This is a genomic window from Streptomyces sp. NPDC111606 (assembly GCF_055656945.1).
Genome location: NZ_JBVKBY010000013.1, coordinates 249,436 through 271,843 on the forward strand (window position 1 = coordinate 249,436; position 22,408 = coordinate 271,843).

Annotated in this window: 23 protein-coding genes and 1 tRNA gene; 9 read left to right on the top strand and 15 right to left on the bottom strand. The window is 70.5% G+C overall.

Features of this window, described 5'->3' with window-relative positions:
* The first annotated feature begins 59 nt into the window (after positions 1 to 59).
* Positions 60 to 1,040 carry a zinc-binding dehydrogenase gene (locus ACZ7M7_RS37540; protein ID WP_472124941.1) on the top strand — a complete coding sequence of 327 codons (981 nt, stop codon included), beginning with the start codon at positions 60 to 62 and terminating at the stop codon, positions 1,038 to 1,040.
* A 56-nt stretch (positions 1,041 to 1,096) separates the two neighbouring features.
* The gene (locus ACZ7M7_RS37545; RefSeq protein ID WP_383607058.1) at positions 1,097 to 2,593 is read left to right on the top strand and encodes an MFS transporter; all 1,497 of its coding nucleotides are present in this window, start codon (positions 1,097 to 1,099) and stop codon (positions 2,591 to 2,593) included.
* A 92-nt stretch (positions 2,594 to 2,685) separates the two neighbouring features.
* On the opposite strand, the gene ACZ7M7_RS37550 is transcribed toward ACZ7M7_RS37545, so the two are convergent.
* Complete coding sequence (locus tag ACZ7M7_RS37550; RefSeq protein ID WP_472124944.1) at positions 2,686 to 4,092, bottom strand: NAD(P)/FAD-dependent oxidoreductase; 1,407 nt, start codon at positions 4,090 to 4,092, stop codon at positions 2,686 to 2,688.
* An 18-nt stretch (positions 4,093 to 4,110) separates the two neighbouring features.
* Here ACZ7M7_RS37550 and ACZ7M7_RS37555 point away from each other — a divergent pair, with 18 nt between their 5' ends.
* Positions 4,111 to 5,034: an aminoglycoside phosphotransferase family protein gene (locus tag ACZ7M7_RS37555; RefSeq protein WP_472124948.1), complete on the top strand. Its 924-nt coding sequence runs from the start codon at positions 4,111 to 4,113 to the stop codon at positions 5,032 to 5,034.
* A 59-nt stretch (positions 5,035 to 5,093) separates the two neighbouring features.
* Here the strand turns inward: ACZ7M7_RS37555 and ACZ7M7_RS37560 are convergent, their stop codons facing one another.
* From ACZ7M7_RS37560 to ACZ7M7_RS37585, 6 genes are all read right to left on the bottom strand, one after another.
* Positions 5,094 to 6,338 carry a wax ester/triacylglycerol synthase domain-containing protein gene (locus tag ACZ7M7_RS37560; protein WP_472124951.1) on the bottom strand — a complete coding sequence of 415 codons (1,245 nt, stop codon included), beginning with the start codon at positions 6,336 to 6,338 and terminating at the stop codon, positions 5,094 to 5,096.
* Positions 6,339 to 6,365: 27 nt separating this feature from the next.
* Positions 6,366 to 7,574, bottom strand: a complete 1,209-nt coding sequence (locus ACZ7M7_RS37565) for a beta-ketoacyl-[acyl-carrier-protein] synthase family protein (RefSeq protein WP_472124954.1) — start codon at positions 7,572 to 7,574, stop codon at positions 6,366 to 6,368.
* Positions 7,571 to 7,864: an acyl carrier protein gene (locus ACZ7M7_RS37570; protein ID WP_383607073.1), complete on the bottom strand. Its 294-nt coding sequence runs from the start codon at positions 7,862 to 7,864 to the stop codon at positions 7,571 to 7,573. The genes ACZ7M7_RS37565 and ACZ7M7_RS37570 overlap by 4 nt, the downstream gene beginning before the upstream one ends.
* Before the next feature lie 26 nt (positions 7,865 to 7,890).
* A complete protein-coding gene (locus tag ACZ7M7_RS37575; RefSeq protein ID WP_472124958.1) occupies positions 7,891 to 9,180 on the bottom strand; it encodes a wax ester/triacylglycerol synthase domain-containing protein in 1,290 nt (429 codons plus the stop codon).
* Positions 9,181 to 9,254: 74 nt separating this feature from the next.
* On the bottom strand, positions 9,255 to 9,536 hold the full coding sequence (locus ACZ7M7_RS37580) for a hypothetical protein (RefSeq protein WP_383607079.1): 282 nt from the start codon (positions 9,534 to 9,536) through the stop codon (positions 9,255 to 9,257).
* 74 nt (positions 9,537 to 9,610) lie between these two features.
* Positions 9,611 to 10,381, bottom strand: coding sequence for a hypothetical protein (locus ACZ7M7_RS37585; RefSeq protein WP_472124961.1), 771 nt, complete (start codon positions 10,379 to 10,381; stop codon positions 9,611 to 9,613).
* 432 nt (positions 10,382 to 10,813) lie between these two features.
* Here ACZ7M7_RS37585 and ACZ7M7_RS37590 point away from each other — a divergent pair, with 432 nt between their 5' ends.
* From ACZ7M7_RS37590 to ACZ7M7_RS37600, 3 genes are all read left to right on the top strand, one after another.
* Positions 10,814 to 11,299 (top strand): hypothetical protein, encoded by a 486-nt coding sequence (locus tag ACZ7M7_RS37590; protein ID WP_383607085.1) that lies wholly within the window; start codon positions 10,814 to 10,816, stop codon positions 11,297 to 11,299.
* Positions 11,300 to 11,510: 211 nt separating this feature from the next.
* Positions 11,511 to 11,798: a hypothetical protein gene (locus ACZ7M7_RS37595; RefSeq protein ID WP_383607087.1), complete on the top strand. Its 288-nt coding sequence runs from the start codon at positions 11,511 to 11,513 to the stop codon at positions 11,796 to 11,798.
* 281 nt (positions 11,799 to 12,079) lie between these two features.
* Entirely contained in the window at positions 12,080 to 12,382 is a 303-nt protein-coding gene (locus tag ACZ7M7_RS37600; protein WP_472124965.1) for a hypothetical protein, read from the top strand.
* Between the two features lie 156 nt (positions 12,383 to 12,538).
* Here the strand turns inward: ACZ7M7_RS37600 and ACZ7M7_RS37605 are convergent, their stop codons facing one another.
* From ACZ7M7_RS37605 to ACZ7M7_RS37625, 5 genes are all read right to left on the bottom strand, one after another.
* A complete protein-coding gene (locus tag ACZ7M7_RS37605; protein ID WP_427843833.1) occupies positions 12,539 to 12,889 on the bottom strand; it encodes a hypothetical protein in 351 nt (116 codons plus the stop codon).
* Between the two features lie 335 nt (positions 12,890 to 13,224).
* Entirely contained in the window at positions 13,225 to 13,572 is a 348-nt protein-coding gene (locus ACZ7M7_RS37610; protein ID WP_472124968.1) for a hypothetical protein, read from the bottom strand.
* 172 nt (positions 13,573 to 13,744) lie between these two features.
* Positions 13,745 to 14,107 (bottom strand): hypothetical protein, encoded by a 363-nt coding sequence (locus tag ACZ7M7_RS37615; protein ID WP_383607098.1) that lies wholly within the window; start codon positions 14,105 to 14,107, stop codon positions 13,745 to 13,747.
* Between the two features lie 333 nt (positions 14,108 to 14,440).
* Positions 14,441 to 14,677 (bottom strand): hypothetical protein, encoded by a 237-nt coding sequence (locus ACZ7M7_RS37620; protein WP_369271890.1) that lies wholly within the window; start codon positions 14,675 to 14,677, stop codon positions 14,441 to 14,443.
* Between the two features lie 234 nt (positions 14,678 to 14,911).
* A tRNA-Thr gene (locus tag ACZ7M7_RS37625) sits at positions 14,912 to 14,986 on the bottom strand.
* Between the two features lie 217 nt (positions 14,987 to 15,203).
* Between ACZ7M7_RS37625 and ACZ7M7_RS37630 the strand changes: the two genes are divergently transcribed.
* The 3 genes from ACZ7M7_RS37630 to ACZ7M7_RS37640 all read left to right on the top strand — a co-directional run bounded on the left by ACZ7M7_RS37630 (position 15,204) and on the right by ACZ7M7_RS37640 (position 17,823).
* Positions 15,204 to 16,295, top strand: coding sequence for an ABC transporter ATP-binding protein (locus ACZ7M7_RS37630; RefSeq protein WP_383607102.1), 1,092 nt, complete (start codon positions 15,204 to 15,206; stop codon positions 16,293 to 16,295).
* 235 nt (positions 16,296 to 16,530) lie between these two features.
* Positions 16,531 to 16,989: a hypothetical protein gene (locus ACZ7M7_RS37635; protein WP_383607105.1), complete on the top strand. Its 459-nt coding sequence runs from the start codon at positions 16,531 to 16,533 to the stop codon at positions 16,987 to 16,989.
* Between the two features lie 102 nt (positions 16,990 to 17,091).
* Positions 17,092 to 17,823, top strand: coding sequence for a nucleotidyltransferase family protein (locus ACZ7M7_RS37640; protein ID WP_383607108.1), 732 nt, complete (start codon positions 17,092 to 17,094; stop codon positions 17,821 to 17,823).
* 263 nt (positions 17,824 to 18,086) lie between these two features.
* On the opposite strand, the gene ACZ7M7_RS37645 is transcribed toward ACZ7M7_RS37640, so the two are convergent.
* The 3 genes from ACZ7M7_RS37645 to cysS all read right to left on the bottom strand — a co-directional run bounded on the left by ACZ7M7_RS37645 (position 18,087) and on the right by cysS (position 22,306).
* Entirely contained in the window at positions 18,087 to 19,730 is a 1,644-nt protein-coding gene (locus ACZ7M7_RS37645; RefSeq protein ID WP_472124972.1) for a DoxX family protein, read from the bottom strand.
* A gap of 134 nt (positions 19,731 to 19,864) precedes the next feature.
* Positions 19,865 to 20,806 (bottom strand): 23S rRNA (guanosine(2251)-2'-O)-methyltransferase RlmB, encoded by a 942-nt coding sequence (gene rlmB, locus ACZ7M7_RS37650; RefSeq protein WP_383607114.1) that lies wholly within the window; start codon positions 20,804 to 20,806, stop codon positions 19,865 to 19,867.
* A gap of 99 nt (positions 20,807 to 20,905) precedes the next feature.
* Positions 20,906 to 22,306 (bottom strand): cysteine--tRNA ligase, encoded by a 1,401-nt coding sequence (cysS, locus tag ACZ7M7_RS37655; RefSeq protein WP_383607117.1) that lies wholly within the window; start codon positions 22,304 to 22,306, stop codon positions 20,906 to 20,908.
* Positions 22,307 to 22,408: the final 102 nt, after the last annotated feature.

The window sequence follows — 22,408 nt, forward strand, 5'->3', positions numbered from 1 at the left end:
CCCCGACAGCTTCCGAGTACACGGCCCGTCCGCGTGGCCCGTCTCCATGGGGGATCCCGATGCACGCCATCCGTCTGCACTCCTTCGGCCCGGCCGAGAACCTCACCCACGAGGAGCTCGACGACCCCGTACCAGGACCCGGCCAGGTCCGGATCGCCGTGGCCGCGGCCGGCGTCCATCTGCTCGACACGGCCCTGCGCGAGGGCATCCAGGGTCCGGCGCCCGAGCCGCCGGCGTTGCCCACGATCCCCGGCCGTGAGGTCGCCGGAGTCGTCGAGTCCCTCGGTGAGGGCGTCGCGCGGCTCTGGCTCGGCAAGCGCGTCGTCGCCCACCTCGGGTTCGCCCCGGGCGGCTATGCCGAACTCGCCGTCACGGACGTCGACCGCGTCCACGAGATCCCGGAGAACCTCGACTTCGCCGAGGCCGTCGCCATGATCGGCACGGGGCGTACGGCGATGGGGATCCTGCAGTTCGCCGAGCTCGGCCCGGACGCGGTGGCCCTGGTCCCGGCGGCGGCGGGCGGCATCGGCACCCTGCTCGTGCAGTACGCGAAGAACGCCGGCGCGCTCGTCGTGGGGCTGGCCGGGGGACCGGAGAAGGCGGCCCGGGTACGGGACAACGGCGCCGATCTCGCCGTCGATTACACGGACCCGGCGTGGCCCGGGGAGGTCCGCGCCTTCCTGGGCGGCCGGGGTGTCACGGTCGTCTTCGACGGCGTCGGCGGCGACGTGGCCCGCGCGTGCGTCGCCCTGCTCGCGCCGGGCGGCAGGCATCTCGTCTTCGGCTGGTCCGGACAGGGGCTGCACGACGGTGAGCCCTACCTGGTCGACGGCGTCTCCGAGAACGTCCTCGGCCCCGCGATGATGCGCCGGGCCGGCGGCCCCAACCCCGTGCAGACCCTCGAGCTGCGCGCTCTCGCCGAGGCCGCCGCTGGTCGCCTCACCCCGGCCGTGCAGCGCTTCCCGCTCGCCGAGGCGGCAGCCGCGCACCGCGCCCTCGAAACCCGTGCGACCACCGGAAAGGTGGTGCTGGAGCCGTGACCGGCCACAAGCACCCCCCAGATGCGATACGCCCCGAGTCATGGTCTTCTGGCCGGGTGACCGTCACCCGAACGGGTGAACACGCCCGGGACGTCGATCCCCGCCGCTGGTGGGGTCTGGTGATCATCGCGCTCGCGCAGCTGATGGTCGTCCTGGACGCGACCATCGTGAACATCGCGCTCCCGTCCGCGCAGGAAGACCTCGGGATATCCGACGGCAACCGCCAGTGGGTGATCACCGCATACAGCCTGGCCTTCGGCGGACTGCTCCTGCTCGGCGGCCGGATCGCCGACCTGGTGGGCCGCAAACGCACCTTCGTCATCGGCCTCGTCGGCTTCGCCGCCGCCTCCGCGCTGGGCGGTGCCGCCACCACGGCCGGCATGCTCTTCGGCGCCCGCGCCCTCCAGGGCGTCTTCGCCGCCGTACTGGCCCCGTCGGCGCTGTCGTTGCTGACGACGACCTTCACCGACCCCAAGGAGCGCGGCAAGGCCTTCGGCATCTACGGCGCGCTGGCCGGCAGCGGAAGCGCGATCGGGTTCATCGTCGGCGGTCTGCTCACCGAGTACCTGGACTGGCGCTGGTGCCTGTACGTGAACGTGCCCATCGCGGTGATCGCCGTCTTCGGCGCGCTGACCCTGCTCCACGACAGCCCCGGCCATGCGGGCGCCCGCCTCGACGTGCCCGGCGTGCTGCTCGGCTGCGGCGGCCTGGTCGCCATCGTCTACGGGTTCGCCGAGGCGGAGCCGCGCGGCTGGACCGACCCGATGGTCCTGACCCTCTTCGTGGTCGGAGTCGCCCTCCTCGCCGCCTTCGTCTGGTGGCAGACCAGGGCCCCGGTGCCCCTGCTCCCGCTGCACATCATCAAGGACCGCACCCGCGCCGGCTGCTTCCTCACCATGGCGCTGGCCGTCATCGGGTTGTTCGGTCTGTTCCTGTTCATGACCTACTACCTCCAGGTCATCCTCGACTACTCGCCCGTGATGACCGGCCTCGCCTTCCTCCCCCTCACGGTCGCGATCATCACCGGCTCAACCCAGATCGCCGCCCGGCTCCTGGACCATGTCGCGCCGCGCCTTCTCATGGCCCCGGGCGCCCTGCTGGCCGCGATCGGCATGGTGCTCCTGACCCGGCTGACCGTGCACTCCTCCTACGCGAGCGACATCCTCCCCGCCCTCATCCTCATGGGCCTCGGCATGGGCCTGATCTTCATGCCGGTCTTCGCCACGGCGACGGCCGGCGTGGCCCCGCAGGACTCCGGCGTGACCTCCGCGACCGTCAACACCTCGCAACAGGTGGGCGGTTCGATCGGTACGGCCCTGCTCAACACCATCGCCACCACCAGCAGCGCCGCCTACATCACCGCCCACCTGACCGACCCGGCCCAGCGGGCCCTGGTCACCCAGGAGGGCATCGTGCACGGCTACACGGTCGCCATCTGGTGGGCCGCCGCCATCACGCTCCTGGCCGGTGTGGTCGCGGCGCTGATGGTGACGGCGAAACCCCCGAAGCACGGTGCCGCACAGGAGGCGCAGATCCCGGAGCCGGTGGCCTGACCGCCACCCCCGACCGGCCTCCACAAACGGGGGGAGGGGCCCCACCGGACCGCGGAGCCCCTCCCCCACCCACCGCCCCGGCGATGGGCATGTCAGTGCCGCCCGGCCACCCGGTCGGCCACCCGGGCCAGCCGCGACGACTCCCCCGCGCCGCTCAGCCGCTCCCGCCGGTCGGCGGCCCGGTAGGTGGCGTACAGGCCCTGCACACCGAGCCACCGCAGCGGCTCCGGCTCCCACTTGCGGACCTTGTGCCCGACCCAGGGCAGGTCGATCAGTTCGGTCTGCAGGCCCTGCCCCGAGTCCAGTTGGACGAGATCGCGGAGCGTGCGCGCGGCGAGGTTGGCGGTGGCCACGCCCGAGCCGACATAGCCGCCCGCCCAGCCGATCCCCGTCGACCGGTCCAGGGTGACCGTGGCGCACCAGTCGCGCGGTACGCCCAGCACGCCCGACCAGGCGTGCTCGATGCGCACCCCGGCCAGTGCCGGGAAGAACCCGACGAGGACCTCCCGCAGGGCCTCGATGGTCTCGGGCTGCGTCCGGCCGTCGTTGTCGGTGCGCGAACCGAAGCGGTAGGGCACCCCGCGCCCGCCCAGCGCGATCCGCCCGTCGGCCGTGCGCTGCGCGTACATGTAGGCGTGCGCCATGTCCCCGAGCGTCTCCAGGCTCGCCCAGCCCACCGACTCCCACTGCTCCTGCGACAGCGGCTCGGTGGCGATCATCGACGAGTTCATCGGCAGCCAGGTCCGCCGCTGGCCCTTCAGGCCCGCCGTGAAGCCCTCGGTGCAGCGCAGGACGTAGGGCGCGCGGACGGTGCCGTACGGGGTGACCGCGTGCTTGGGCCGGATCTCCGTGACCGGCGTCAGCTCATGGATCGTCACGCCCAGCGCCTCGACGGCCGCCGCGAGCCCCTTGACCAGCTTGACGGGGTGCAGACGCGCGCCGTGCGGCGTCCACGTCGAGCCGACGGCGTCGGCCACCCGGATCCGCTCGGCGGTCTCGCGCGCACCGTACAGCTCGCGGTCCTTCTCGCCGTACGACAGCTCGTGCGCGTGGAACTCCTTCAGCCGCGCCAACTGGGCGGGCGTACGGGCGACTTCGAGCACCCCGCCCTTGTGGATGTCGGCGTCGATGCCCTCTTCCGCGGCGGCCCGTACGACCTCGTCGACGGTGTCGTTCATGGCGCGCTGCAGCCGTACGGCGGCCTCGTGGCCGTGCAGCTTCGCGTACCGGTCGCGGCCCGCGATGCCGTTGTACAGCCAGCCGCCGTTGCGTCCGGAGGCGCCGTAGCCGCAGAACTTCTGTTCCAGGACGGTGATCCGCAGGAAGGGGACGGCCTTCTTGAGGTAGTACGCCGTCCACAGTCCCGTGTACCCGCCGCCGACGATCACCACGTCCGCGGAGGTGTCCCCCGCGAGCGGCTCACGCACCGAGGGGAGGCCGTCGTGCGCGTACCAGAAGGAGATGGCGCCGTTCACGGCACCGTTGACCGAGCTGCTCATGGGAGGACGTTAATTCGCGTGAGCCGATTCCGGCAGCCCAGTAGGGTCCGCAAAGTGATCGACATTCCGCAGGAGCTCGCCGCATCACAGCACGAGTACAACGGGGAGGCGGGCCGTGCCTTCATCGCCGGGCTCCCGGACCTGACGGCGGGGTTCCTCGACCGCTGGGAGCTGACGGTCGACGGACGGCCGATGCACGGGGTCAGCGCCCTGGTCCTGCCCGTGACCCGCCGGGACGGCACCCCGGCCGTGCTGAAGCTGCAACTCCTCGACGAGGAGAGCGAGGGCGAGCCGGTCGCGCTGCGCCTGTGGGACGGCGACGGGGCGGTACGCCTCCTCGACCACGACGAGCCCACCGGCACCATGCTCCTCGAGCGGCTCGACTCGTCCCGCATGCTCGCGCACCGGCCGGACGTCCACGAGTCGGTCCTGGTCATCGCCCGCCTGCTGGCCCACCTCACGTCCTTCACCGCACCCGCCGGCCTGCGCCGCCTCGGCGACATCGCGCAGGACATGCTGGAGCAGACGCCCGGTGCGCTGCAGCAGATCCCGGACCCGGAGGCCCGCCGTGTCGTCGCCGACTGCGCCGCCGCCGTACGCGAAGTCGTCGACGAACCGGGCGACCGCCTGCTGCACTGGGACCTCCACGACGAGAACGTCCTCGCCTCCGCACGCGCCCCCTGGCTCGCCATCGACCCCAAGCCCCTCGCCGGCGACCCGGGCTTCGAACTGTGGCCCGCCCTCGCCAACCGCTTCGACGCCGACGACATCCGCTGGCGCTTCGACGCCATGACCGACGTCCTCGCCCTGGACCGCGCACGCGCGCGTGCATGGACCTACGGCCGACTCCTGCAGAACTGCCTCTGGGACATCGAGGACGGCCGCCCGCTGGACGAGGAGCAACTGGAAATCGCCAGAAGGCTGCACCGGCCGCGCGACTGACCTCGCTCACGCGTACGAGGTCGCCCGCCCGCCGGCCGCGCCTGACCGGACGCCGCCCTTCAACTCACCCACGCGGCAGACGCCGCCACGGCTTTCAGTTCCTGGGCCACCGCGTCACCGATCATCTCCGCGTCACCGGCGCGCAGGTGGCTGACGACGGTGAGTGTGTAGGCGTCGGCGGTGTGGACGAGGCAGAGGTTCGCCGTGCCGGGTGGGGACAGCTGCGGCAGGGGAACGATGCGGGCCAGCGGGCGGCCGTGCAGGCGGCTGGGGTTGTCACGCCACTTGAACGCGGTGCACAGGCTCGTGGTGAGCTCGGGGCGGGCCAGCCGCTCGGCCATCACCCCGGCCAGCCACGGCACGGTCCGTGCGGCGCCCTTCAGCGCGGGAAGGAACGCGCGGTGGGCGTCGCAGCGGCGGTCGAACCCCGCGACCTCGTCCTGGCACGCCTGCAGCCGCGCCACCGGGGACTCGACGTCGACCGGCAGCGGCATACGCAGCGCGGTGACGCCGTTGCCGAGTTGGCCCGCGTTCTGGCGGTTCCGCAGGTCGACCGGCACCGTGGCGTAGAGGGGGGTCGGTGCGTTCGGCCAGGTCCGCAGGGGCCCGTAGCAGGCGTGCAGGGCACCGGCGTACGCGCTCAGCAGCAACTCGTTGAGGGTCGCTCCGCGCCCGCCGGCCGGCTGCCGTCGGGCGGCCCGCATCACCTGCGGGTCCAGCTCGACCACGGCCACCGAGGGCCGCAGTTCGGGCGTCGCGGGCAGGGACTGGCCGGGGAACCCGATGCGCCGCAACTCCCGGTACACGGTGCCGGCACCGACACGCGACCGCTGTCGCACGACCGCGGCGGGGTCCGCCCCGGCCGGGACGCCGGCCCGCGGGGTCACGGCGTCGTCCATCAGCAGCCGGAACAGCGTCTCCAGGGATCTGCCGTCCAGCAGCGCGTGATGGGCGAGCAGCACGATGCCCTGCCGCGTGACCAGCAGCCGCCACAGGGGCCGTTCAGCCGGCAGCAGGTCGCTGACGCCGTCGGTGAGCAGGGACCGCAGGTCCCGGTCGGTGGCGGTGACGTGCGCGACGGGATCGAACGGCCGGGCCGTCCGCCATCGATGGCCCGACAGCGCGGCCGGTCCGCCGGGACGCCGGAGCAGCAGGCTCATCCGGTCCAGCCCGCCCCAGCGGTCGCGGACCCGGGACCGCACCTGCGCCAGGTCGAACGGCGCACCGGGAAACACCGCGGCGATACCGATCGTCCCCGGCATCCCGTTGCGCAGGTGCCCTTCCTCGACGGCGGTCAGCCGCATGCTCCACAACCTCTCGTGCTCTCGTGATCAACCGCGGGGTGAGTCGAACACGACACAGGCGTTGTGACCGCCGAAGGCGAAGCTGTTGCTGAGCACCGGCCCATCCAGGATCTTGCGCGGTTCACCGGTGACCACGTCCAGTTCGCACCGGGGATCCAGCCGCGTCAGATGCGCGGTCGGAGGCGCGAGCCCTTCCCGCACGGAGCAGGCCGTGATCACCGCCTCCAGCGCTCCCGCCAGCCCGAGCCCGTGCCCGGTCACGGCCTTGGGCGCGGTGACCGGCACCGCACGCGGACCGAACACGGCCGCGATGGCCTGCGCTTCCGCGAGGTCGTTCAGCTCGGTGCCGGTGCCGTGCGCGTTGACGTGCGTGACGGCGTCGGCCGTCGCACCGGCGTCGGCGAGCGCCTGCTCCATGCACGCCCGGGCCCCCGCACCGTCGGGGTGCGGTGCCGTGAGGTGGTGGGCGTCGGAGGTACGTCCGTAGCCGGTCAGCGTGGCGTAGATCCGGGCGCCCCGCGCGCGGGCGAGGTCCAGCCGCTCCAGCACCAGGAAAGCGGCCCCTTCGGCCAGGACGAACCCGCGCCGCCCGATGTCGAACGGCCGTGACGCGGAAGCGGGATCCTCGCACTCGGTGACCATCGCACCGGCCCGCCCGAAGGCGAGCGCGGTCGTGGGCGTCAGCGGGCTGTCATGGCCCCCCGCTACCACCACGTCCGCGCACCCCGCCCGGATCATCTGCATCGCCTCACCCACTGCATGCGTGCCCGAGGCACAGGCGGTGGAGATCGTCAGACTGGGTCCGGTGATGCCGAGGCGGGCACTGACCCAGTAGGCACCCGCGTTGTTCATCAGCCGGGGCGCGTAGAGCACATCGGGGTGGCCGATGCCGTTCTCCTGGCTGATCACCCCGCCATATCCGGTGCCGGTGACCACCGCCCGCCGCCCGGCACCGACGTGCAGTCCGCCGGCGTCCTCCACGGCGTCCACGGCCGCGCACACGGCCAGCTGCACCGACCGGTCCGCCCGTCGTACCTCCTTGGGCGCGAGATAGCCGGTGGGGTCGAAGTCGGTCATCGGACACGCGGGGTAGCGGACCACGCCCTCGTCGTCGAACGCGTGCAGCCGCGTCGCCGAACGGCACTGCACGAGACTCTCCCAGAGTGCCGCCGGGCTCGCTCCGGCCGCGCAGCGAACTCCCAGGCCGGTGATGGCGACAGCGGGTCGGCCGGTCATCGGGCGAGGGGGGTGCGGGCGGCAGGGGTACGCAGCCGCACGATGAGGTCGGCGACATCACCCACGGTGGACACCGCGGCCTTGTCGGTCCCCCGCAGGGACACCCCGAACAACTCCTCCGACGCCGCCTCCAGTTCGGTGATGTCCAGGCTGTCGGCTCCCAGGTCGGCGACCAGCCGGGCCTGCGGGACCACCGCCTCCGGCGGCACCGACATCACCCGCGCGCACAGCGGGCGCAGCGCTTCCCATACGTCGCCGTGTCCCGCTACGCCGCCGTGTTCCGCTTCCATGCAACTGCCTCCATCTCCTGGTGCCGTCAGGGCACTGACGGCGTCGCCATCCGGGCCCATGTCTCGAACTCCGTGACGACCGCCTCCGCGAGCCGTCCCGCCTCGTTCGGGCGCAGGTTGCACACCACGGTGAGCGTGAACGCGTCCCCCGCCTGGGCCAGGGTCAGGCTGACGGTGCCCGGGTACTGCAGAGGCGGCAGCCCGACCGTGCGCACCAGCCGGCGGCCCTGGAAGGTGCTCGATCCGCCGGGCCACTTCATGGCCGTGGTCGCGGTCGCCGCGAAGCAGGAGGGCCGGCTGCGGCCGGCCAGAAACCTGGTGACCCAGGATCCCGTCCGGCGAACCGCTTCTGCGGCGGGGAACAGCACGTTCGCGTGGACGGCGGCCCGGTCGGGGACGGTGGCCATCGCCACCTGGCAGGCCCGCAGCCGCGCCACGGGACCGTCCACGTCGACGGGCAGCGGAACCCGGATCACCGTGAGGGTGTTCCCGAGTTCCCCCGTGTTCGCGCGACTGCGCAGGTCACACGGTACGGCCGTGTAGACGGGCTCGTCCCGCTGCCGCCACCGCCGCACCGGACCGTACTGCGCGCGCAGTGCCCCGGCCACGGCGCCCACCAGCAGCTCGTTCAGCGTCGCGCCACGGCCGTCGGCCGGTTGCCGGCGTGCGGATCGGATCGTGTGCGCGGGCAGTTCCGTCACCGCGACCGAGGAGCACGCCCGCCCCGGCGGCCGCATCGGCAGGGACTGCCCCGCGGCCGTCATCGTCCTGAGCTCGCGGCCCGCCGCCAGCAGCCCGCTCCGCGCGAGCGGCACCGGCCGGGCCGACTCCCGTGCCGTCACGGGGCTGTCCATCAGCGAGCGCATCAAGGTCGCCAGGGAACGCCCGTCCAGCAGCGCGTGCTGGGCCACGAGCGCCAGGGCGAAGTCACCGCCGTGCGTCGCGTCCGGAACGACGAAGAGCCGCCAGGGCGGCACCCCACCGGAGAGCGGCCGGTTCACGCTCTCCGCCCACAGGTCGTCCAACTTGTGCCGCGCCACGGCGACCTGCACGACGGGGTCGAACGGCCCCGGTACGACCCACCGCACCCGCCCTGACCGCCCGGGCCGCCCGAACAGCCCCGGCCGCGCCGTCCCGCCACCGCCGTCGGGACCCTCGAGCACGCAGTTCATCCGCTCCATGCCCGCCCACCGCTCGGCGACGAGGGCCCGCACCTGATCCACATGTGGCTGCTCGCCGGAGAGGACCGCCGCCAGGCCGATGACGCCCGGACACCCGTTGAACAGCAGCATCTCGTCGGCATAGGACAGTCTCATGCGGTCTCTCCGGCTCGCAGTCCAAACGCCCGCCCCGTGATGGAGCGGGCGTTGAACCGAATACTTCCTACGGTCTACTTGAGCGCTCCGCTGTTGCAGCCCATGTCCGAGCCGAGGTGGCTGGGCTGCGCGCCCGGGGAGCCTTCGCCGTTGAGGGCGTTGCCCAGCGCGCCGTTGATGAGACCGAGGCTGCCGAGGACGTCGATGTTCATGTCGTGCGAGCGACACTCGATGCCCTGCGTGATGTCGACGTCGTGGGCCCGCGCCTCACCGTGGGCGAAGGCGGTGCCGACACCGAAGGAGCCGACACTGCCGAGGACGGCGCCCATGAGGGCGACCTTCTGAAGCTTGCGCATTTCTACTCCGTTGGTCGAGCGGATGTGGGGTGCAGCGAAACGCTGTGGAACGGTGGCGAGTTACGGAACGGCTGTCAGCCGAGCCGGGGCAGACCCAGCTGGCCCACCGGAGGCGCCGCGACCTGCCCGAGGCCGAGCCCGGGCACCTGCGGTGCGCTGGCCGGCGAGATCAGCGGGTTGATGAGCGGGTTCACCTCGGGGTTCACCTGCGGGTTCACCTGCGGAGCGACCTTCGGCGCGGGCTCCGGGTTGAAGACCTGCGGTGCGGAGACCTGCGGGGCGACCTGCGGCATCACCTGCGGTGCCGTCTGCGGGGTGACCTGCGGCACGACCTGCGGAACGGACGGCTGGGCAGCGGCCGGCGCCGAAGCCTGCGGCGAGCCGGAGGCCTGCGCGAAGCCGCCCGAGGTGGCCGAGGCGGAGGCGTAACCGGACTGCTGCTGCGGGGCCGGGGCCGGGGCCGCGTAGTGGGGCGCCGACTGCGGACGCGTGACCTGGGCGGTGCCCGTCGACCTGGTCACCGCCGTCGCCTGCGGAGCACTCTGCTGGGGCGGCGCGTACTGCGGCGCCGGCGCCGGGGCGTACTGAGGTGCCGCGTACTGCGGGGCAGGTGCCGGGGCGTACTGAGGTGCCTGGTACTGAGGAGCGGGCGCCGGGGCGTACTGGGGCGCCGCGTACTGGGGAGGAGGCGCCGGTGCGTACTGAGGCGCCTGATACTCAGGAGCGGGCGCCGGAGCACCGCTGTACCCGACGGGATAGTCGGCGGCCTCGCTGACGCCGGCGCCGATGGCGGTCAGACCGCCGGCCGCTGCTACGACGAGCGCGGCCTTGTGAAGCTTGCGCATGGAACCCTCGGCCCTTCATTACCTGTACAGGGAAATCCGTTGTATTCAGTGCAGTCGTGCGTGCGCTCAGTCTGATATTCGTACTGCGCCCTTACAGGGGTAATGCCTGAGCTGTCATGTGGACTTCACGCCGGAGCCGGCAGCGGATCCTCTTGTCTCTCTGATTCCAGATCGCTGCCCTCTCCCAGCTGGCAACGACTTTTCTCCGGCCAGGTCACGGGATCCGAATTTCCGTCACTCCATTGCCATCGATCCGATAAAAGGCTCTGCGGCTTGTCGACGAATAACACCCTCTGGCAAACGGGTGACCGCGCCCCGACTGACGTGACCCGCCCGGCAATTGGCTCGTTCCCCCCACAGGTCGGAGCGATGGTCCATCGCAGCCGCATTTTCATACGTTCCAAGCACAGGTCAATGAAGGGCCGGGGTTCCATGCGCAAGCTTCATCAGGTCGCGCTCGTCGTAGCAGCAGCCAGTGGTCTGTCGGCCATCGGAGTCGCGCCCAGCGTCGCCGGCGACGTACCCCTCGGGTACGGCGGTGCTCCGGCACCCGTCGGACAGCCGGACACCCAGGCCGCCTCGTGGACCCGCTCGCAGGCGAGCGTGCAGTCCTCCAACTCGCCGACCGCGCACCGGCAGGCGGCCCCGGCTCCGCAGCGGGGCGCCGAAGTCAGCCCGCAGGTCAACCCCCAACTGAGCCCGAAGATCAGCCCGCAGGTCAACCAGCAGCCCGCCGCGGCGCCGGCCGGCCCGCTGGAGCAGGCCAACCTGTTCCGCCCGTACCAGGAGTGCAGCCCGCAGTCCGTGCTCAACGCGGCCGTCCCGGTCGCCGTCCTCGCCGCCGCCGAGACCCGCGGCGTCGACTGCGACCAGGCCAACAGCCAGGCGAACTCCTTCGCCCACGCCCAGTCGCGCTAGAGCGCGCGGCTCGCGGAGCTCAACGAGCCCCCGTGACCAGCACTTTCACTTCACGCCACGGTTGGCGATGCGACTTCCGGGTGCTTCTGCCACGAGATCATGTGCCCCGGCGTGCCTCCGGGACATAACAGGATACTTCGTATTAATCTTCCGTAACTGTACGAAGTCGATCTCCTACAGATCGCACCCACCTCACTCCACCGGAGATGACATGCACAAGCTTCGCAAGGCTGCCGTCGTGGCCGTGGCCATCGGTACCGTCGGATTCCTGGGCGCCGGCACGGCCACCGCCGACGGCGGCCACGGCGGCAAGGACGGGGGCAAGTTCAGCGTCCTGCAGAGCTCCAACTGCAAGTCGCACGACCTGAACGTCGACGTCCTCGGCCAGGTCGGCGTCCTCAACGGCCTGCTGGGCAGCGCGCTCAACGGCGAGGGCGACCCGGGCGCGCAGGACACGCACCTCGGCTCGTCGATGGGCTGCAACAACAGCGCCTTCTGATCCAGGCACTGACGGTCGCCTAGTCGACCGAAGCGGGAAACAGGTCCCGGTACCGAGCCTCAGGCCCGGTACCGGGACTCTTTCTTGTGTCACACATATGCATCTCAATTTACCCCAATTCCCTATAACAATATGAATTTCCTATCCATCGGCCAAGATGGTGAGACTTTCCCTGAACCGGCGTGCCGACGTTTTCTCCCAAATATTTCCTATTAGCCTCCGTAACTGTTCGAAGTCGATCTCTCAGGGATCGCACCCACTCCACTCCACCGGAGATGAATATGCGCAAGCTCCACAAGGCCGCCGTCCTGGTCGCCGCTCTCGGGAGCGTCGGACTTCTGGGCGCCGGCGTCGCCCACGCCGACGGAGGCGGCTGGGGCCAGAAGAAGGACGCGGGCTCGAGCTTCAGCGTCCTGCAGAGCAGCAACTGCAAGTCGCACGACGCCAACGTGGACATCCTCGGCCAGGTCGGCATCGCGAACGGCCTGGGCGGCAACCTGCTGAACGGCGAGGGCAACCCCGGCTCGCAGGAGACCGGCCTGGGCTCGTCCATGGGCTGCAGCAACACCGTCGGCGGCAAGTGACCTAGAGCCGCACGCTTCCCCTCGGTGCCCCGGCCCCAGGCCGGGGCACCGGTCTTTTGCCGACCGGGCACAGCCCCGGAAAGAACGAAAATGCCGGACCGGGATCATGCCCGGTCCGGCATTTCGTTCGCGCCTCGGAAGCGCCTCAGAAGTCCCTCAGAAGTCGAATTTGGGGAGCTTGACACCCTTGGGCAGCTCCGCGCGGTTGTTGCATTCCACGACCGGGCCGCTCGTCGTGGACCCGCCCTCCGCCATGCGGCCCTCGGGCAGCGTGAAGCGCGGCCGCTCCGTCGTCGAGCAGTCGTGCTTCTGCTTGACGACATAGCCGTTGCGCTTGTCGTCGCGGACGACCTCGCTCTTCTTGACGCAGACGATGTCCCCCTGCGCGGTGATCGTGCAGGCACCCTTGGGGTCTTCGTCGGCGTACGCCGGCGCGGCACCGCTGTAGATCACGGCGAGAGCCCCGAGAAGCCCCGAGACGGTTGCGATCTTCTGTCGACCGATCATGTACGGCGTTCCTTTGCAAGGAGAAGGTCGAATACGGAAACTGCTGCAGCCCGGACGCGCACCCTGATGGGTCTGCCGCGCGTCCGGGCTGCATTTGCTAAGGGTGTTGTCCAGCACACCGTCGAAAACAGCTCGATCCGGTCCAGGAGCTGGGGTGCGGATCGCGCGATATGCATAACGGTGTTCCGACGGATTTCGATGCGCCCGTCGCGACGCTCCGAGGCGATGCCCTAAGAGGCCGACTGCGTCTCGCAGTTGGGAGCCACCCGCCTCGCGGTGGTCACGACGACATTCGCAGTGCCCTGAAACTCGCGCACCGAACCCTCGGCACTTCCTTACTGAGCGGCGTACGGAGCGGAGTACTCGCCGTAGCCGTACTCCGGCGCGGCGGCCTTGGGAGCGGCCTCCGGAGCGACCTGCGGAGCAGCCTCCGGAGCGACCTGCGGAGCAGCCTCCGGAGCGACCTGCGGAGCGGCCTGCGGAGCGGCCTGCGGAGCAGCGTGCGCCTTGTCGGCCGGAACGCCCCACGTGGCAACGGCGTTGGCCGTCGAGGTGGACACCGCGGAGACGATCTGACCGTCAAAGCCGTCGCCCTCGTGAGCGAAGGCACTGCCGGCGGCACCGAAGGCGGACAGCCCTGCGACCGCTGCGGCTACGACCGCAACGCGCTGAAACCTGCGCATAGTTTGACCCTTTCTTCCCGGGCACGAAGCCCTGGTTGACTACTTAATGTGAGCATATACAAACGAACCGTAGCAATTTGGGACCTTTCACCCTTCCCTGTGTCGTGTCGGCATACGAAACGGCGGATGGCCGGACCGGGTTGACCCGGTCCGGCCATCCGCCGTTGAAAGCTCAGCCCAGGATGCGGGAGAGCAGCGGGCCGGCGTCGTTCGTGTCACTGGTGTCGGAGGCCGGCACGGGCGACATTTCGGCGCAGGTGATGTGGGGGCCGATCCGCGTCTGCCCGTTGGACAGAAGACCGGGAGTGGGCAGGGTCAAGGGCTGGGTGGGCTGGCAGTTCACCGACCGGCGGACGATGAACCCGTCACCCTCGGGGGTCTGGCCCTGGACCTGCTGGGTGCAGATGATGTTGCCCTGGGGGTCGAGCGAGCAGACGCCCGGGCCCGCCGCGTGAGCCTGGCCGGCGCCGAGACAGGTCATGGCGAGGCCACCGAGAAGTCCGGTGACAGCCGCGATCTTCTTTCCGTTGAACATGTGTTGCGTCTCCTTTTGCGGGGGGTGCCCGAGCGCAATACACCGCGAACCGGCAGCGCCGGGCCCTGGGGAAATCGGAGAGACGGGTCCCCTCGTCCGGTTCATATCCCGGACGCTCGGGGCCGTTTCGCTAGAAATGAAGGACCGACCTGAGGGTGGCTGGTCCTCGGGGGACCAACCGCTCATCGGTGCGCCGGAGTTCAGGACAGCAGCGAACGCATACGGGCCCACGGAGCGGCCTCGCGCTCCGGGCAGCCGCACATGAACGGGCCCCTTCGGGGGTGACCCCGAAGGGGCCCGCGGAAGGCGTCGCGCACGACTAAGCCGCCGACCTCAGCCAGTGAAGGCGTTGTTGAACTGGCCGCAAGTGGTGTCGAAGGTCTCGGACAGACCGAGCACCGCGACCGGAATGGAGGCCTCGCCAACCGTCTGCGGGCTGCACTCCTGGTACGGGCGGTAGAGGTCGGACACACTCGGCCCGCTCTCGTACGCGACACCGGTACCGGCACCGATGGCGGACAGGCTGCCGGCCGCCGCTGCGACGATCATGACCTGGTGAAGCTTGCGCATGGAACCCTCGGTTTTCATTACATGTACATTGAGGCTGATTGCCTACTGTGACTGAACGAACACTAGCAGTAGCGATGCTAATCCACTTTGAGCATGTCCCGTGTCCCAGCGGGGACATGGGGGTGTTCGAAGGTGCATTCGCGGACCGGAAAAGTCGCTCGGCGGGCGAATGAAATGAGGGGATGAAAAACGAACCGCGGGGCGGTGTCATCGACAACCGCCCCGCGCTGTTTGAGCCCCCTGTCGGATTCGAACCGACGACCTGCTGTTTACAAGACAGCCGCTCTGGACCAGCTGAGCTAAGGAGGCCTGCGCGCGCTGCCACGCACGCGCCCGTGCAGTGTACCCAGGTTCCGAGTGGGCCCTGTCGAAAATTTCCGCGAAGTTCACATGCCCTCGGGTACTGACAGATCAGGCGAACGCCAGGTACCGTCCAGAGCCAGTCCGCACATGTGGACTAAACCAACCACCTTCCTACAACGGATCGTCCGGCACGTTCCTGCCGGTAGAAGGGGGCCCATTCATCATGGCCACTGTCTCGTTCGACAAGGCGACCCGGATCTACCCGGGTTCCGAGAAGCCCGCTGTTGACGCGCTCGACATCGAGATCGAGGACGGGGAGTTCCTCGTTCTGGTCGGCCCGTCCGGCTGCGGCAAGTCCACCTCGCTCCGGATGCTCGCGGGGCTCGAGGACGTGAACGCCGGCGCCATCCGCATCGGTGACCGCGACGTCACGCACCTGCCGCCGAAGGACCGGGACATCGCCATGGTGTTCCAGAACTACGCGCTGTACCCGCACATGACCGTCGCCGACAACATGGGCTTCGCGCTCAAGATCGCCGGCGTGCCGAAGGCGGAGATCCGCCAGAAGGTCGAGGACGCGGCGAAGATCCTCGACCTCACCGAGTACCTCGGCCGCAAGCCGAAGGCGCTCTCCGGCGGTCAGCGCCAGCGTGTCGCGATGGGCCGCGCCATCGTGCGTGAGCCGCAGGTCTTCCTCATGGACGAGCCGCTGTCCAACCTGGACGCCAAGCTCCGTGTCTCGACCCGTACGCAGATCGCGTCGCTGCAGCGCCGTCTCGGCATCACCACCGTCTACGTCACCCACGACCAGGTCGAGGCCATGACGATGGGCGACCGCGTGGCGGTCCTCAAGGACGGTCTGCTCCAGCAGGTCGACACCCCGCGCAACATGTACGACCGCCCGGCCAACCTCTTCGTCGCCGGCTTCATCGGCTCCCCGGCCATGAACCTGGTCGAGGTGCCGATCACCGACGGCGGTGTGAAGTTCGGCAACTCGGTGGTGCCGGTCGACCGCGACGCGCTGTCCGCCGCCACCGACAAGACCGTCACCGTCGGTGTCCGTCCCGAGCACTTCGACGTGGCCGGCGCCGACTCGGACCAGGGCCTCGCGGTCACCGTGAACGTCGTCGAGGAGCTCGGCGCCGACGCGTACGTCTACGGCACCGCCAAGGTCGGCGGCGACGACTCCAAGGACCTCGTCGTCCGTGTCAGCGGCCGTGACGTCCCGGAGAAGGGCAGCACGCTGCACGTCGTCCCGCGCGCCGGCGAGTCCCACGTGTTCGCGACCTCCACGGGCGCGCGGCTCTCCGACTGAGAGAGCGCCGACCGCCCGAGGTAATGGCAGCACAACCCCGGGTAATTCACCCAGGTTGACGAAGAGGGCCCCGCAGAGCGCTGCGGGGCCCTTCTCGTTGTCGACAAATACCCCGGCATACCCGGCCATTTCGAGCGCTGTACGTCAACACGCCGCAAGGGAATGGGCACCTCTTCGTCCCCCGAAACGGTGACCAAATGTCGCCATATCAGTACTGAACGCTACCCTCACTCGCGTGAAGCACTCCACCATCCAACAGACACGACGCGGCCAGCGGAGCCCCGCCCGCCAGCTCGGCCGCACTCTCGCCCTCGTCCTGCCCGTCGTCCTGGTGCTCTCCGGGACGCTCGCGGTCACCCGGGTCAACTGGTCGGGGAACCCCTCGGACTCGGTGCTGACCGCGACCGACGTCTCGAGCGCGCGTGACACCAAGAACGCCGCTCCGCGCGCCCCTCAGGAGGTGCTGCGCGACCAGCTCCTGACCGAGCTCCAGGAGGAGGACCCGGGCGTCGCCCTCACCCACCTCCAGCAGGCCGTCCACGACCGCCCGTCGCTGGGGCGGCACTGCGCCTCGATCGCCCGTGCACTGGGGCGTGCGGCGGTCCGTGTGTACGGGCCGACGCGGGCGCAGTCGTATGCCCGGCCCGTCTGCGACACCGCGTTCGCGTCGGGGGTGGCGGCGGCACACGGCTAGCCATCCCCTTTTCGGAGAACACTCCGCTTCCGGACCGTAACGGCTGATTAAGGAACGGTTGCTGGTGAATGCCGTGAGCGGGGCGCCGCGTACAGTTCGGTCATGACTGATCCGAACGCCGCGTCCCGCCCCGTTCAAGCCGTTGTCCTGGCCGGTGGCCAGGGTTCCCGGCTGCGCCCGTACACCGACGACCGGCCCAAGCCGATGGTGGAGATCCCCGGTACGGGGACGCCGATCATCGGCCACCAGCTCGTCTGGCTCGCGGAGGAGGGCGTGACCGATGTGGTGGTCAGCTGTGGGCATCTCGCGGAGGTGCTGCAGGACTGGCTGAAGTCGGCCGAGCTGCCGGTGCGGGTCACGACCGTCGTGGAGACGGAGCCGCTCGGGCGGGGTGGCGGTCTGAAGTACGCGGCGGCGCATCTGCCGCATCCGGACCGGCCCTGGTACGCGACCAACGGTGACATCTGGACCCGTTTCTCGCTGCGCGACATGGCGGACTTCCATGCCGAGCGCGACGCGGTCGCGACGCTGGCGCTTGCGCGGCCCCGGATTCCCTGGGGCGCGGTGCAGACGGACGGCTTCGGGCACATCACGGACTTCATCGAGGCGCCGCCGTCGACCTTCGAGATCAACGCGGGCGTCTACGTCTTCTCCCCCGCCTTCGCCGGCCTCCTCCCTGAGCGCGGCGACCACGAACGTACGACCTTCCCCCACCTGGCCCGCGAACGCCGCCTGGCCGGGTTCCCGATCCCGCAGGGCGCGTACTGGCGAGCCATCGACACGGCGAAGGACCTGACGGAGGCGGCGAAGGAACTGGCGGCGCTGGGGCGCTGATGCCTGTGGCGGTCGGCGCGGGATGCCTGCGGCGGCCTGTTCCGCCCCTTCCACCCCGCCAGGGGGCTCCGCCCCCCTTGCACCCCCATCGGCCTGAACGGCCTCGTCCTCGAACGCCGGACGGGCTGACATCCCTGAGCGACATCGAAAGGTGTGGCGTAGCAATGGGCCCCGCACAGGAAGTCTGTGCGGGGCCCATCGTGGTTGTGCTGCTCGGGGTCAGCCGGTGGACCAGGGGGCGGGTAGCAGGTCCACCGGCAGGGTTACCCCAACAGGCCGCCCACCAGGCCGGGTTCGTCGGCGTCGGAGCCGCCCGTGGAGCCACCGCCGGAGGAGGGACCCCCGGAGGTCGGACCGGTGCTGGTGCTGGGCGCCTCGTCGGCCGGAGCCGACTGCTGGGGAGGAGCCTGCCCCCCGGTGCCCTGCGTCTGGCTGGGCGTACCCGCCCCGGCGCTGCCCGTGTCGCTGGTGGCGCCCGGCGTCGTAGCGGCGCCGGACGGCGTGGCCGCCCCCGACGTGGCGCCCTGCGTGGGCGAGTTGGAGGCCGACGGCGTCTTCTTCCGTTGGCCGGGCTCCTGCGGCAGCGGGGAGCCCGGCAGCTCGTTGCGCGGGGCCTCGCCGGGACCGGGGACGACGACGCGGTCGGCGTCGCGGACCGCGCCGCCGAGCAGCGAGCCGACGAGGAGGGTCAGGCCGGTGACGATCACCGTGACCAGGACGCCGCGGCGCAGGACGTAACTGCGGAGCTCCCAGATGTCGGCGCGGGGGCCGAGGCGGCGCCAGGCCATACCCGCGAGGCGGCCGTCGATCGAGTAGACCGGGGCGCCGGCGATGATCAGCGGGGACCAGGCGGCGAGGTAGATGATGTCGGGCGCGTCGTAGACCGGGACGCTCTTCCAGCTCACGGTGAGCAGGAGCGCGGCCGACAGCAGCGCGCCGACGACCGCGGCGACCCGCTGCCAGCATCCCAGGACCGTGAGGACGCCCACGATGACCTGGAAGAAGGCGATGACCAGGCCGGAGCCGACCGGGTGCTCCAGGGCGAACTGGCGGAGGGGCTCGGCCACTTCCCACGGGTGCAGGGTGTTGAGCCACTTCACCATCGAGCCGCGCTTGCCGCCGTCGAAGTAGACGGGGTCGCAGAGCTTGCCCATGCCGGCGTAGATGGAGATGAAGCCGAGGAAGACACGGAGCGGGAGGAGGACGACGCCGAGGTTCATGCGGCGGCCCGGGTAATAGGCGTGCCGGGCCGGGTCGTCGCCGCCACCGGGCCGCTTGAGGGGCGCGTCGGTTGCGTGCGTGCTGTGGGGGTCCTCCGCGAACTCCTCGTCGTCGTAGACGAGTTCCTCGTCGTATGCGCTCTCGACTGTGCGCATATGGGGCAGGAGCCGGGTGTCGAGGGATTCGTGCGTGCGCTGGGCGCCGACGATCGGCGTTTCGACGGTCCGTGACAAGTCGTCGTCGTAGCCGGTGTCGTAGCCGTCATAGCCGCCTACGTCGACCCTTGGGATGACCTGAGTGGCTCCGCCGAGGCCGGGCGCCGGCTCCTCGCCGTGGCGGACGCTGCCGTCCCGCACGGCCTGGAGCAGGCGGTGGGCGCCGGTGTCGTCGGGCGCGGACGTGCCGTTCCAGACGGCGACTCGGCGGCGGGCGCCGGTGGCCGCGCCCGCTCTGCCGGCCGCGCCGACGGCGGGGATGCGGGTGGTGTCCTCGGTGGCGCTCAAGTGCCGTGCGATCCGGGGGGATTTGGTGCGCCCGGTCGACGCGCCCAGCAGCACGCGGAAACTCGCGTGATTGACGATGATCTGCGCCGGATCGCTCGGCACCTTCACCATGCTCAGCGCGGGAGCGTCGTCGTATCCAGACGAACGGTCCCCCGTGGGTGTGCGGGGTGTTCTGGTGTCCACACTCAACTAACCGAGTGACGTGTGCTTAGGACACTGCCTTGACCGGCCCGATCTGTCCGGACCCCGTCAAGGATGCGCAGGTCGCACCACTGTCACCGGAATTACCCCGCACGGGTGACGCCACGGACGCGTGTTCAGCCGCGTCGGCGAGCCGCCTCGTAGAGGACGATCCCCGCCGCCACACCGGCGTTGAGGGACTCCGCGCCGCCCGGCATCGGGATGCGGACGCGGAAGTCGCACGTCTCGCCCACCAGTCGGGACAGGCCCTTGCCCTCGCTGCCGACCACGATGACGACCGGGCCCGCCAGGGCTTCCAGATCGCCGAGTTCGGCCTCGCCGTCGGCGGCGAGGCCGACGACCACGATGCCCGCCTTCTTGTACGCCTCCAGAGCGCGGGTCAGGTTCGTGGCGCGGGCGACGGGGGTGCGGGCCGCGGTGCCGGCCGACGTCTTCCAGGCACCGGCCGTCATGCCGGCCGCTCGCCTTTCCGGTACGACGACGCCGTGGCCGCCGAACGCGGAGACCGAGCGGACCACGGCGCCCAGGTTGCGCGGGTCCGTCACGCCGTCGAGGGCGACGATGAGCGGGTCCTCGCCCTCGTCCGCGGCCGCGTCGGCCAGCTCCTCGGGGTGGGCGTACTCGTACGGCGGGACCTGGAGGACGAGACCCTGGTGGTTGAGGCCGTTCGTCATGCGGTCCAGCTCGGGGCGCGGGGCCTCCATGAGGTTGATGCCGCCGCGCTCGGCGGCGAGCTGGAGGGCCTCGCGGACACGCTCGTCGTTGTCGATGAACTGCTGGACGTAGAGCGTCGAAGCCGGGACGCCCCCGCGCAGGGCCTCGACCACCGGGTTGCGTCCTACGACCATCTCGGACGTGCCCTTGCCGCCACGGCCGCGCGGCACGGGGCGGCGCGCGGCCTGCTTCGCCTTGGCGGTCGCGATGCGGTTCTTCTTGTGCTTCTTGCGCATCTCGGCGGGCGGGGTCGGGCCCTTGCCCTCGAGGCCCTTGCGTCGCTGGCCGCCACTGCCGACCTGCGCGCCCTTCTTGCCGGACATGCGGCGGTTGTTCGCGGCCATGACCTACCTGTCTGTCGTGAGGCGTTCGTATGTACGTCTTTGCAGTGTGCCGCCCGGAGGGCCGGGCGGCACAATCGATCTTCCGGGAACCGGGATCCGTCAGCGGGGGCCGAGCGTCCAGCGGGGGCCCTGCGGGCCGTCCTCGATGACGAGACCCGACTGCTTGAGTTGGTCGCGGATGGCGTCGGCGGTGGCCCAGTCCTTGCGGGAGCGGGCCGCCTCGCGCTGGTCGAGGACCATGCGGACCAGGGTGTCGACCACGCCGTGCAGGTCCTCGCCGCGGTCGGACTCGCCGGCCCAGTGCTCATCGAGCGGGTCCAGGCCGAGGACGCCGAGCATGGCGCGCACCTCGGCGAGGCGGGCCACGGCGGCTTCCTTGTCGTCGGCGGCCAGCGCGCTGTTGCCCTGGCGGACGGTGGTGTGGACGACCGCCAGCGCCTGCGGGACTCCGAGGTCGTCGTCCATCGCCTCGGCGAAGGCGAGCGGCACCTCGGGGGACGGCTCGACGACGTGCCCGGTCATCTCGACCACGCGCTGCACGAAGCCCTCGATGCGCGCGAACGCCGACTCGGCCTCGCGCAGGGCCTCCTCGCTGTACTCGATCGTCGAGCGGTAGTGCGGGGTGCCCAGGTAGTAGCGCAGGACGATCGGGCGCCACTGCTTGACCATCTCGGAGACCAGGACGGAGTTGCCGAGCGACTTCGACATCTTCTCGCCGCTCATGGTGACCCAGGCGTTGTGCACCCAGTACTGGGCGAAGTCGTCGCCGTAGGCCTTGGCCTGGGCGATCTCGTTCTCGTGGTGCGGGAAGATCAGGTCGAGTCCGCCGCCGTGGATGTCGAAGGCGGTTCCGAGGTACTTGTGGGCCATCGCCGAGCACTCCAGGTGCCAGCCCGGGCGGCCCCGGCCCCACGGCGTCTCCCAGTCGGGCTCGCCGGGCTTGGCGGCCTTCCACATCGCGAAGTCGCGCGGGTCCCGCTTGCCGGTGATGCCCTCCTCGGTGGGCTGCCGCATCTCGTCGAGGTCCTGCCGGGACAGCTCCAGGTAGGAGGGCCAGGAACGGACGTCGAAGTAGACGCTGCCGTCCGCCTCGTAGGCGTGTCCGCGCTCGATGAGCCCGCGCATCATCTCGACCATCTCGGTGACATGGCCGGTGGCACGGGGCTCGTACGTCGGCGGGAGGCAGCCGAGGGCGGTGTAGCCGTCGGTGAAGGCGCGTTCGTTCTCGTAGCCGATGGACCACCAGGGGCGGTTCTGCTGCTCCGCCTTTCCGATGATCTTGTCGTCGATGTCCGTGACGTTCCGGATGAACGTGACGTCGTAGCCGCGGTACTCGAACCAGCGGCGCATGATGTCGAAGTTGAGCCCGGAGCGGATGTGCCCGATGTGCGGTGCGGCCTGCACGGTGGCGCCACAGAGGTAGATCGAGACACAGCCCTGCTGGAGCGGGGCGAAGTCACGGATCTGCCGGGCGCTGGTGTCGTACAGGCGAATAGTCACGACACCAGGGTAGTGGGCGGATGGGAGTGCCTGGTGCGTAAGTGCGGTTTGGCCGTTCGTGGTCACTCGCAGGCCGGTGGGGGCGGGTCGGGCCCGCGCTGG